Genomic DNA, 12,251 nt, shown 5'->3' with positions numbered 1-12,251 from the left:
CATGGCCGAATTCACACCGCATACGTACAACATACTGATTGTCGAAGATCGCGCTGACTGGCGGCGTGCACTGAAGGCTATGTACACCAGGTTGCTCTTTGGCACAGAACAAGACTGTCAAAACATTTACACTGCAGCGACTGCTGCGGAAGCCGTCGATCTGATGACGTCACGTCCACAGTTCTTTAATCTTGTATCGTTGGACATCAACCTAGGATCGAGAGAAAGCCTAGGTATCCACGGAATGGATACCAGCATAGCCGTTACTGGTCTTGATGTGCTTGACAAGGTGAAGTCGCTTCAGCGAGGTGCGGCTTTGATCGTGGTAAGCGGAGCTAGCAGCGATAGCGAATTGCCTGCAGCTTTTTCGGCGGGCGACAAAGAGGGAATTGCACGCGCGAGAATAACTCTGGGCTCAGAACTTCAGTCGCAGTTCGAAACCGCGTTTCGGTATTTCCCCAAAGCCCCCTTGGAGGAGACCACCGTCGTAGAGCAGATCGCGTACATTGAACGGCAATTATCGCGTGCAAGTCTCTTCAAACTTACAGAGCTGCGCAAATCTCAGCTAGTAGCCCCGGAGCTCCCAAGTCTGTGTGTGATGATTGTGCTGGACGACGCGTATTTCGAAGGGCATGACGAAAAGGGGACTTTATTTGCAGACCCTAGGCAACGCGTTGTGCGGTTTGACTTTTTTGAGGAGTGCCTGAAGTACTTGGCGAAAGTAAAAATTTGGAAGCCATGGCCAGATCCAGATGAATTTGGCGACGTAGATTCATTTAAGAACGCGGCATACCAATTTTACTGTCGCGAAGCGCAGGAGGCTTTTGACACGGCCCTTGAGATTTCCAAAGGTTTCGTCGTGCTTCGGTCGAAGCCGGATACCGCCCAGGAATGTGCGGCACCTAAAAGTACAACAACCATTAATAAAGTGGGATCGCCAAATTTAACGGACGTGCATCAAGATTTCTTGCTTAGTATAGCTAGGAGCAAAATTATTAACGCACAAGGTGGTCCCGCCGTCGGTGACAATAATGAGAAGAAAACGGCGAGCGAATTGAGAAAGCGGCTGCGCGAAACTTTTCAGTTACGAACTGATGAACTAGATCCAGTCCTTTCCAAGCACCCAAAGAACGGCAAGAAATTATCTCATTACGATGTGAAAATGCAAGTATTCCTCTGCAGCACGCAGTACATCAATCCCCCTAAACCAAAACAGGGCAGACGGAGAAAGCAATCTCTTGAGTAGAAGTCTACAATCCCTCCCAAAATAGATAGCCGTCAATGCCGGAAATTGGATTCGATAACCAAAACACTGCTCCTGAACACCATTCCTGCTAAAGCGATTCCAAGCCCATTTCCGCTTCAAACAATTCGTCAATCTCTTCGACTTTCGGCGGTCGGTTCATTAGCAGAGCATCGAGCGTGTATTGGAGAAATTTTATCGCGAACTCCTTTGCATCCTGTCGACTTTTGAATGGATCTTTCGAGTGGGCGAGATCATTACGAAATCGACGCAATTCGCGTTCGATATTCCCGGCCAGGGTGCCGATGTACGAGTAAACCTTTTCCCAGTCTTTGTCTTTGACGTTTCTGAAACGCAACTCTTGAATCTGCCCCATCATTAGCACAACTTGGTCGAAGGGGTGATCTCGACGATCCATAGATTCCGACTGTTGGACTTTCCCAAATTGCCAAAGCAGCAATAGCGCCTCCTCAAGTTTCTCGAGAATCGTTAGCCTGTGTTCAAATGATCCGTTTAGCCGATTTCCGTATCGTAAGCCATTCAACCGCTCTTCAGCACAAATCTCTTCTTCAGGATGGAACAGATTTCGAGTCTTGATGTTGCCGCTGAGTTCCGCGCACCACCACACTTGTTTCTCCTGGAGCATCCGCAACTTGACCCAATGCTCACGAAGCTCAGCTTGATCCAATGCCAAGTCCAGTACTCGTGTGAACTGCTCGCCGTCATGGACTCCTTTGATCCAGTAACCAGTTGCGCCAACTAACCTAACTGTTTCCGATGAAGATGCTTGTTGCGATGCCGTCATCATCACAATAGGCATGAACGGAAACGTATTTTTGATGTGGTGAAGTACGGACATTCCTGTCGTTTCCTCGATAGGACAGGTTTCATCGGCCCGAGGATTTAGTCGAAGATCGAGAAAGGTCACACTACATGGATAAGTTGTGGAGATCTCCTTCTCCAATTTCGCTTTCAAGGCGCCTGCTTCGATGCTCTCCTTCTCGAGCGCGGTTGAAGCGACATCAGCCTCTCGGCTTTCGGCCGTGAGTCGCGCATGTCGAGTGGATGCTTTAGTAAACGCTTCCTCAGCTTGCTGGGCTGCACGAGCGGCCTTTTCGTAAGCGGCAATGGACTCTTGGAACGTTGGCAGGATCTTGCGCAATTCAGGTACGCTTTCAAGCAGTCCAAGCCCAGGCGCGTCCTCAACGTCAGCGACTTGCCAGGCTAAGTCTTTGAATGCGGCGATCTGCTCAGCACAGGTAAGCTGCTGAGCGACTGCTCTGGACTTGGCAGCATTCAGCGTCTTCTCGGTCGCTTGTCGTTCGTTGGCCGCTTGCTGAAGCTCCTGCTTCAAGCGCGTAGCATTAGCCTTCGCCTTCTTGGCTGCAACCACGGTCAACATTGACTTATGATCCGCTTCCGACCACTGCTCCAGTTTGGCTTCAAAGTCAGCAAGTTGTTGTTCGAAAAACGTGACAGCATCGTCACGGTTGTCAATGCAAGTCATTCGCCCGCAAGGCGAGTAACTCGTCCCTGTTCCCTGAAATGGTTCGTGGCTACACGTTTGCCCTGTGAGCGTCATATAAAGCCCCAGCGACCACCCGTGAACGTGTTCATCATCAATGTAGACGGCCGTCGGACGTCCCTTGAACGCGAGAAACCGTTGACGCAGCTCGAGCAACTCATCCGGCTTGGCTGCCTTCGAAGCTATCCAATGAGGCTTAAGAGCCTTTGCTTTCTTAGCCCAAAGATCAGTCGCGAGCAACTCTTGATATTGAGCTACAAGAGGATGCTCCATGCCGACGACATCTGCCGCGCATTCCGAAAGAAGTTTTCCGATTCCCAGCCGATTCAGTAGCCCGTGCGACCCCCGCTGCTCATCGAATTCTGTTAGGGAAATATACGGGATGATCTTCCGAGGCAAATTGTCGTCATAACCACTGTTGTTCAGCAATGCATGAATCCCAGCAAACAAACGCAACGGGTTCAGATACCCCGTCCCCGGCGAACAAATCAGGCAATTGTCAGGCGTTCGGCGAATCAGATCTACCGGATCTTCAAACGCACCGATCACGGCCGAGAGCCGCGAGAGCGGAAGGAGATCGGCAGTCAAACGGAGGTGCAATAGAAACTCTAGCCCACCCAAGTGTGACCTCGTCTGCCGCGATTGTTTGAATACCAATCCGCCGTTGATATAGATGGTATCCGTGTCCGAGCAAATCTGGTTCAATCTTGGCAACACTTCGGCAATCGATTCTTCCGGGCCGACTTGAAACGGCTTTACCTCGACACGAAGCAACAATTGCAGGACTTGCTTCAGGGCAGTCCCACAAGCGTTCGTGTTGTGGATGGCGACAATAGACTTACTCATCCGTGCTGTTACTCATTTTCTTGCGATTTGTCGGACGATTCGCTTCGGCTTGATCGTAGGCTTTTTTCAAGAGCGGTTCATGCATCGCTGCTTCCAGGACATTCGAATTGCGTTTCATCAGCCGCTTGATGGCATCGTAGGCGGCCGAAGTACTAAGTTTTCTGTTACCAGTTAGGAACTGCATCGCTTTCGTGATTTCAGGCTCCCCAGTGGCATGGTCTTTATGCATCCGTAGACTCGCCAGCAGGTAGCCAACAACCAATTTCGCAGCCGCTTCGTCAAGCTTGTCGAGCTGGTTGTAGAGCAAGTCGGGGTCGGATAAATCGAACTCAAAATCTCGCATCGTGGCGATCAATTCGGCCAGGTTCTTGGGCTGCTTCAGCGATATTGCGGTCGTCGAGCCTATCGGTTCTTCAATGGTAACATCTGGGGTCTTGGCATGTTCCGGTGCAGCCCGTTCGGTGGTCGCAGGCACTGTCACAACCGAACGCTCCAGACCCAAGTCCTGCCTGGCCTTTTCGATCTGCGCAGGGAAAACGAATTCGACGTCGTTGTCCTTAACGACCTTGGTGATCACATCGCGTAGAACGCGAATATTGCCAGGCCAATCGTCTGCCATCAGCAGCGATAAAGCCTCGTCCGAAAAATGCCGGGTCAGCGGCTTCAGTTTGCCGACGACGGATGAAGAACTCAGGCTCTCTTCTGCCTTTCGCAAAAATGAAAAGGCCAACAGCGGGATGTCTTCCTTTCGATCGCGAAGCGGCGGCAAGAAGATCGTACCGCCACGACGGAGCCGATCCAGCAAGTCTTCACGAAAACGACTGGTTGCCGCGTACAGTTCCAAGTCGGCATTTGTCGCTGAAATCACCCGAACATCGACTTCACGCTCTTCCTTGGCACCGGTTGGTGTGAAGGTACCTTCCTCCAAGAACCGAAGTAAGGCCGCTTGCGCCTCAGGGATCATGTCCTTAACTTCGTCAAAGAACAGGTCGCCTTGATGCGCTCTCACAGCCGCACCTTCGTGCTTGTCAACGCCGGTCGCCTTGCGTTTCTCAATACCAAATAATTCGCTGGCATATAGGCCCGTGGTGAGCACTGCCGAGTTTACCGAGATGATATCTTTGCGAGCGCGAGTTGGATGAACGCGGTGGATGTATCGCGAGAACTCTTCCTTACCCACACCCCGTTCGCCACGGATTAGAATGTTGTCACGCGAATCGTTGTAAGCCGTCCGGCGAACGCCTCGGAGAGCCTTTAACAGCGGCAAGCTCCGCCCGACAATCAAACCGTGAGGCTCCGGAAGCAATCCATGTCGATCGAGAAAGGTCCGCAGTTGCTCATCGCCATCAGGAGCCGTTCTTGGGAGAAACCCGAGTGCACCATGAGCGGAATACTCTTGGCTTACCTTGTCGCGATCTTGGCTGGACAAGATAACGATCGGCAGATCTGGGTAACGTGCATGGATGGCTTTAAGCAACTTAAGCCCGAAGAAGTCCTTGGGGGTGATATCGTCCGCTCGCCCTTCTGGCATACCAGGCTCGGCCTTATTGCTCCCGCTTCCTCCGACCGCTGAACTGATCTTGCCGGTCACGACGCCCGTGTAGAAGCATAGATCCAGCAGCAACAGGGACAACCGCTTAGAGCCTCGTTGGGTACCGGCCCATAGTTGGTTGACAATTTGCAGCGTACCTTCAAGGTCATTTTCAACCTCGTCGCCGTCGCTTGGGCAAACAGGAGTTTGCCCACGAATGAACACTGCCTCGGCGATGGGGGACTTTATCTTTTGGCGAGAGACGGTTTTCCTGCCGGGAAGGATCTCACCGGTAACGTCGCGCAACATGAACGACGCACATAGATTGTCTCGATCTTCGTTCGTTCCGTTGGGAAGGTGGCGACCAAACAGGTCGTCGATGATCAGTACTCTAGGTAGCTCCACACTCATACAAAACTCAAATCCACCTAATTGCTCTACTCTCCAATTCGAGATTCCCAACCCGTCCGATTGTTGCGAAATGGCAAAACATCGGTTTTTACCTGGACTGAAGAACGCCTATCAGGAGTCAAGCCCTTGTCCGTAATGTTAATGGTTTTCAAACTACCAATAAGCGGTTAGGGAACCTTGAAATCGCTGTTCCTAACTCGCCACAGGCATCCCGAAAGACCAACAGCTCGGTGCGACAGCAAGCCAATTGCTGCCCCTCAAGTTTACCACACTTACCCCCAATACACTGCTTGAGGCGATCGAAGGCTGCCGACGCTTCGTCGAGTCGCTTAGTCGCCGTCTCAACCAGTTCGGCGGCCTGAATCCGGCTTTTCCAGCAGGCGTGAACCACCGTTCCCAGCCAATCGCGATAACGATCATCGAGTCGACAAAGAGGCTTTCGATCGAGCAGAACACGAGGAGACATGGACCTCTCAAACGACTCAATCAACGCACGAGCATTCTGCATTTCGGTTTCGAACTCTGGCAAAGCAATCTCGATGAACTTCGCTGCAAAATCGTTATCCTCAATACGCTCCTGAGCAATCTTCACCGCTTTTTCCAGACTCAACGAAAACTTGTTCTTCAGCCAATCATGATTCAGCCGATTTCGCCCAGCTTGCCAGTCTCTATCCACCGTGGAGGTAACCATCAGCATCACGCCGCCTCCAGCAGTTTGCTGAGCGTGAGATAAGCTTTCGCGACGGTATCTACAAAGTCTTCATCGGAGACCATCCTTTCATCGATTGCCTTGAACAAATTTTCGATATCGTCGGGCAATTTCGTTAGCGACTTTGGCAGTTCACATCGGATTCCTTCTCGCAGCAATTTTGATCCCTCAAACGGTTCAGTCCAGAACGCAACATTTGGCGTTTGCTTTTCGGAGTCAAAATTCAGGTTGTCTACCGTTTGGGAAACCTTCTCCGCCAACTCATCATCAACCCACCCCATGGCTTTGAGAGCCTTCCCCACATCAACGAATCCCTTGGTGCTCACGGTACCGTCGATCTGGTTCTTCAATGCGTATTCAGCGAGATAGCCTTGGCAGAGAAGGGACAACGCAGGTACGATCTCGAGAACTGGACGAACCTGAAGAAAGTCCGGCACGGCCGGTTTTCGGTCAATCGCATGCAGTACAAGCCCAGTCCATTTCTCCTCGCTTAGGCTCTCCCCTGAGTCAACTGAACCCCAAATCGGAGAGATGAAACAAGTTTCACCCAGCTCTACAACTGTTTGATCTTCATTGACATCTTCGGCTCGAAGGCCACCACCAGAGTACGGAACGATACGAGTACCTGGCTGCAATTCCAGTTTTAGTTCACCAGCCAGAACTCCACGGTTCCTCCAGTGAACGAGAAGAAGACAACAGCCTCCAGAGGGGCGCTTTCCCGCCCAATTTTGGCCGTCGTGTTCAAATACCTCAAAAGTACTGTGCGAAGGCTGGGGCAACGATCGTAACACTTTTGCGATGCTTTCACGACGACGACCATCGTCGTCGAATATCGAAACAAATGGGTTTGACATGATTTAAATCACTCTTGTCTACTTGACGCTGAAATCGAATCGAGTCCAGTTTGCCGATTCTACTTCGGAAATGCTCGTGCAATTCCGTAGCGACTTGCTAACCGGGTATATACCTAGCCGTATAGGAAGCCTGTATCGAGAAACAACCTCCGTAACCTTCAAGACTCGCTTTGCTGCCTCTCCATCGCATGCATACTTTAAAAAAAGGATTTTCTCCATCAAACTTTGCGAGCTTATTGTCCGCGAAATACAGTCAAAATCAACGTCGACTTCAAGATGCAGCGTGGGTGTTATAGCCGTGCTCGGCCCCTCATTCCGAATCACAAATCTGACATCAAACAAATTGAAATTCTTCGTTTCTTGATTCGTGGAAAGATGCTTGAACAAGCTGGCGACGGCCCCAAATAATTCTCTTAACGGACGGGCACTGTCGATATCTATCTCTTTTTGGGGCGCAATCCACTCCAGCTCTTCCAACCATTGCTTGTCAGCAACTGCATACGCAACTGCAAAAACCAGCGCCTGAATTGAAAAACGCTTACCTTGATTGTCACCCAAGTGGATAAGCGCCCAGCCACCAATCGTTCTCTTTAACGTTTCGTACATGTCCTTCTGACCCAAAAGTTTCTCGACCAGACAAGCGTCCAAACGGAACTTGTTTTGCAGGTAGACAGCAAGCGGGTGCTTCGTGCCGTAGAGTGTCAACTGCGGCATGAAGTCCTCGTGATTGTGTGGAACAAGAATGCATCCCTCTGTGAACCATTCCAGTTGGGCAAGACAGTGCTCCTTGCCTAAATCAGAGGCACTAGCCTTAAGAGCAATAGAAGGGGAATTACTTTCAACCCAAATATTACCGTCCGAAGGCCACCATTCTGCAGCAAAGCTTTCACAAGCTTTTTCAACTGAGTGAATCAGGTTTTTGTAATTAACGTCAAGCGTTAGCGAGTTATGCAGTTTACGGAAGACATACTGCGACGACCTATTAGCCAGTTCAAGAAGGATCTCGGATTCCCAATCATTTGCTGCACTACTTGCTATGTAGATCTCGAGATTCGCGAGCGATTTGTGCGTTGCTGCCACAATCAGCAGTAAGAATCCTTGGCGTTGGTCATTAAGCCATGCCACGACGTCTTTTGTATTCACCGAATCTGCAATTGCATTTTTGCAGGCGCAGTAAAATTCGACCGCCAATACCATCTCATGCGCTGAAATATCATCCTCAGTTATCGTGAAGCCCCCACTAGTTTCATTGAGATTAATGTCAAAAAACAGTATCGCTCTATCTGTATCGCCGAACGAGCGAATAGTCTGGATCGCTTTCTTATATGCTTGGAGGCTTCGAACAGGTTCACAGGTTTTCCCTAACGCACGAGCCGTTTCTTCACCAAGTGCATTGAAGGCATCGGCAAATTCAAACTCATATTTGCACCCAAATACTTCTCGTCTAGGAAGTTTATTGGAAGCCCAATGCGCACGGAATTGCGGGAAAAAGACCTTGTCGTCAAAAACATAAACACTCACCTTTTCATTCATTTTCGCTCCTCCGAAATGATCCAATCCGGCTTGTCGAACTCAACTGCGCACCAATATCTGGATCCATCTCGCTGAGGTGCCGAACGAACAACTGGCTGCCTATATTTCAGGAACGTGCGCGCAACAAAATCGAACACCTCTTCGCCTCTAAAGCTCAGAAATAGTCGCTCTTCATCAAGCTTTGGCTTGACTCCGTTAGTCTCCCATTGCATCCTAATGCGCTTGTTCGCCACAGCTTCCCAACTTAGTCTAAGCGTTGCATTATCCGTACTGTGCAAGGTAAAATTTTCAACTGCTAGTACGTATAGCCGAAATACTCCAGCAAGCTCGATGGCGAACCTGCGAGAGGTGTCGGGCTCTTCTTCTCTTCCTTGGTATTTAAATTCGGCAAGCGGCTTACTCCAATCGCATACTCCAGAGCTGAACTTGAAGTGAAGGTTTTTGAGACTCGAGGAATCGATTGTTCGTTCCCCAAGAAAACTTTCGCATAACCACGCTTCCGCGAGATCCACTGAGTCAGTCCGGTCGAGACCACTCGTTTTTCTCAGATAAGTACAATCCTCGGCATATGAGACAGCTTCTTGTATTAGTTCGACGGCATTCTGCGGTCCAAACTCACTGGAACCAAACAAGTCAGTCAGTGTAAAGGTGAGCGACCATAATTTCAGTGTGGAGGATAGGGCCGAGAATATCTTTGGATCTGGAGCTGTTAGATAGCCTTTCGCTTTTTCGCGAGCTACTTGCGTCGCAACGTCAATATTGAGTTTTTCCTCACTTACGAGATGTTCTGTCATTTTTTTAATTGCATGATCTCGCAGGCCTGGCCAAACAGATGGAGGCACTAACCATCTCCCACCGATGCTGCCAGAAAGAGATCGGATTTGATGGGCGAAGGACCTAATCGATTCGCCAATGAGTTCTCGTTCAATAAGCTTCTTTTGAAAACCGCCGTAATAGACGCTATCCAGGATAGGTGAGGCCATCGCTTTGCTAAGCGCCGTCAAGGCTGGAATATCCGCGATCTCCTGATCAACTGTGGCTAACAAGAAAACTCCACAATTGCGGGCCTGCACAACTCCTTCCGAAATGACTACCTGGTGCTTAAAGCTGCGTGTAGAGTGCAACGGAATAATGGCGTGCGCAATCTCTCCGTTAGTAAGAGCGACAAGGCTAAGATACGGAATGAGTGGGAAGGGTGCCTTCTGCGAAATATCGTGCAGGCGAGAAATAATCGGCGAGTTTGAGTCTATTCTCAATTTGTTTTGCAGATCACTTGCGCGATTTTTGAAGGCTGCTTGCTCAGCAATGCTTGGTACTATGTCTCCAAGTGTGCACTCCATAAGTAGCCTAGCAAAGAGGTCGGAATCAGACAATTCTTCCCTGCCAAAAGCGCGAAAGAACAAGTCGAAGTCGTCGAACCCCAACGCAGTCCTCCTCGTGTGATGTGGGGTTCTCTTCAAAGCCTTGTAAAGAGCCTCGCCGACGGTAAGTTTCAAATTTGGCACAGCATTCGACGAAAGTAGTCCGTACTCAGCATTTGCTGCCGAATACAACAAGAAGAGCCATGCAGCTAGATAATTGCATATTTCTTTGAAGGGAGCAATCACTGCACCTTCTATATCCTTTTTCAGAAACTCGGGAAGCATCCCGTCTGGATCATTTGTCCGCTGGTTACCTCTCTGCACCTGAAACAATGAGTCTATGAAATCTGAATAGCCTGTTCTTGCTGCCTTCAGCGAGTCAAAAAATTGCGGAAACCTATTCGCAAGATTCGTTGGGGCTTTATAGCGAAAAAGCTTGAATTCATCGCTTAAGCTATTTTCGGCGATGCTCGACTTCCGCATATAGGTCCTAGTAAGAGCGATGGTGGATTGACTTGGATCGAGAACAGAAAATGCCGCGCCGATTACGCCCTGAGAAGAAGCGATTTCATTGACGCATTTGGTTAAGTCAAGCAACGCCTGGCCCTCCGACGCGTCTTCCGCCGTTGACCATCTGGCAACACACCGATCTATCTCCCCCAGGCGCTTCAGCAGGTCTTTCGTTTGATCGTCGAGTTTTGCGCCCATTACTTTCTTGCCCAAACTACGCCAACCTGATAGTAGCGAAGCGGATTTGCCACTTCTGAAAAGCCCACGTGTCGCAGCATCTCAAAGTGTTCAGATACGGACGAAAGCCTGTTGTCTGTAAGGTAGTGCTGAATCCAGTTATCTCGCAAGGCTTCCAAATTCATAACATGCTTGCTATCTTTGGCCGCTTCTATCGCACGTGTGAAGTTTTCATGCATCCATTTAACTTCGAAATCCAAAATTGTATCAGTCATCCAGGATGACTCGCCGCTGCAGTTAAATAGATCACCAAGTATGAAGATCCCTCCCGGCGTAAGTAAATCATAAATCCGCTGAATCACAAAAAGTTTTTCGTCTGCGGCGAAGTGATGAATCGTGAATGCGGAAAACACCAGCCCAAAAGCGGCTTTCCCAAATCTGTCACTGGCATGCACTCGCGCCCGAGCGTACGTGCTGTCATCAAGAGCATCCGCGACGAATACAGCAAACCGCTCCGGCGTGATACCAGCGTCTGCAGCCTTTTTATTGAATAAATCTACCATTGGCTCACATAGATCGACTCCGATAATGCGCAAGTCGGGAATAGATTCCAGAAGCATAATGGAATCAACTCCAGTACCCGCACCGATGTCAAGCGCTACTTTATCGCGTAAGTGCGGCACATGGTCTTTAGCGAGTCTTTGCATCATTGAATGCATTTGTTCATAGAGCGGAACCACAAACTCGATTGTGGCATCATACATCCCCGCTTCGTGCATTGCATAGAAGAACTTGCGGCGAATTTCACTCAGTAACATCTTCTCACCTTTGATTTCATTTTTCGCGTCAATCCAGTGCTTGATGTTCCGAATGACAGAAGCTAACGATCAACAATTCAGTTCCCCCGGATTGAATCGACCGAACTGTGGCTGCTGCCCTAAAGTCACACACAACTAATTCATGCTTTGCGGCTTCATTGATGTACGTTGCTATCGGTCTCAGGATTCGAAAGTATTTGCCGACGGGCATATGCTCTTCCGACACGAACGACGAAGTCAGTCTCCAGTTACCATCTTCGCTGCGGCCTAGTTTCGCGCCGATGGAAACGCCAGACTTGAACTTCAGAAGATCAACGAGTGGATCGGTTATGACGAGCACGAATTTGCCGCGGGTTGCAATAAGCTTCTTGGCAGAGGCGAAAGCGTTCGAAAGAGATTCCGCCTCTAGAAAGCTGAAGACAGAAACGACCAGATCCGATTCGCTGTTGTTCGGAACTTGCGTAGGCTTCTCGAAATCAGCAACTAAATATTCGACGCCTTCCGCGCGAGCTCTAGCAATCTGAATTAGGCTCTCTGAAAAATCTAGGCCAGTAACTTTAGCTTCGGGGAAATGATTTTTCAGCAATCGACAGAATACACCTTCGCCGCACCCCAGCTCCACAATCGTACGCGGAGGGGATGCAAGAACGCCCAAGCGATCCAGGATTCCGTTCAGCAGTTCCCTACGTTCTATGTTTGACTCCACATAAACTGCCCACAGTGCAGCCTGCCT

The 12,251-nt window shown here is 49.7% G+C and carries 9 protein-coding genes; 1 reads left to right on the top strand and 8 read right to left on the bottom strand.

What is annotated here, in order from left to right; all coding sequences use genetic code 11:
* Position 1 precedes the first annotated feature (1 nt).
* The gene (locus KF752_09745) at positions 2 to 1,246 is read left to right on the top strand and encodes a response regulator (protein MBX3421822.1); all 1,245 of its coding nucleotides are present in this window, start codon (positions 2 to 4) and stop codon (positions 1,244 to 1,246) included.
* Between the two features lie 88 nt (positions 1,247 to 1,334).
* Here the strand turns inward: KF752_09745 and KF752_09740 are convergent, their stop codons facing one another.
* The 8 genes from KF752_09740 to KF752_09705 all read right to left on the bottom strand — a co-directional run bounded on the left by KF752_09740 (position 1,335) and on the right by KF752_09705 (position 12,173).
* On the bottom strand, positions 1,335 to 3,614 hold the full coding sequence (locus tag KF752_09740) for a response regulator (protein ID MBX3421821.1): 2,280 nt from the start codon (positions 3,612 to 3,614) through the stop codon (positions 1,335 to 1,337).
* Positions 3,607 to 5,556: a sigma-54-dependent Fis family transcriptional regulator gene (locus tag KF752_09735; protein ID MBX3421820.1), complete on the bottom strand. Its 1,950-nt coding sequence runs from the start codon at positions 5,554 to 5,556 to the stop codon at positions 3,607 to 3,609. The genes KF752_09740 and KF752_09735 overlap by 8 nt, the downstream gene beginning before the upstream one ends.
* Positions 5,557 to 5,704: 148 nt before the next feature.
* Positions 5,705 to 6,253: a hypothetical protein gene (locus KF752_09730; protein MBX3421819.1), complete on the bottom strand. Its 549-nt coding sequence runs from the start codon at positions 6,251 to 6,253 to the stop codon at positions 5,705 to 5,707.
* Entirely contained in the window at positions 6,253 to 7,119 is an 867-nt protein-coding gene (locus KF752_09725) for a hypothetical protein (protein ID MBX3421818.1), read from the bottom strand. Before KF752_09725 ends, KF752_09730 begins: the two co-directional genes overlap by 1 nt.
* 18 nt (positions 7,120 to 7,137) lie before the next feature.
* On the bottom strand, positions 7,138 to 8,652 hold the full coding sequence (locus KF752_09720) for a hypothetical protein (protein MBX3421817.1): 1,515 nt from the start codon (positions 8,650 to 8,652) through the stop codon (positions 7,138 to 7,140).
* Positions 8,649 to 10,736, bottom strand: coding sequence for a hypothetical protein (locus tag KF752_09715; GenBank protein ID MBX3421816.1), 2,088 nt, complete (start codon positions 10,734 to 10,736; stop codon positions 8,649 to 8,651). Before KF752_09715 ends, KF752_09720 begins: the two co-directional genes overlap by 4 nt.
* The gene (locus KF752_09710) at positions 10,721 to 11,518 is read right to left on the bottom strand and encodes a class I SAM-dependent methyltransferase (GenBank protein MBX3421815.1); all 798 of its coding nucleotides are present in this window, start codon (positions 11,516 to 11,518) and stop codon (positions 10,721 to 10,723) included. Before KF752_09710 ends, KF752_09715 begins: the two co-directional genes overlap by 16 nt.
* Positions 11,519 to 11,546: 28 nt before the next feature.
* On the bottom strand, positions 11,547 to 12,173 hold the full coding sequence (locus tag KF752_09705) for a class I SAM-dependent methyltransferase (protein MBX3421814.1): 627 nt from the start codon (positions 12,171 to 12,173) through the stop codon (positions 11,547 to 11,549).
* Between the last annotated feature and the right edge of the window lie 78 nt (positions 12,174 to 12,251).

The organism is Pirellulaceae bacterium, from assembly GCA_019636385.1.
Taxonomy (GTDB): Bacteria; Planctomycetota; Planctomycetia; order Pirellulales; family Pirellulaceae; genus Aureliella.
Note: the sequence above shows the minus strand (reverse complement) of the source record. Positions and strands in the feature narration are given on the sequence as shown.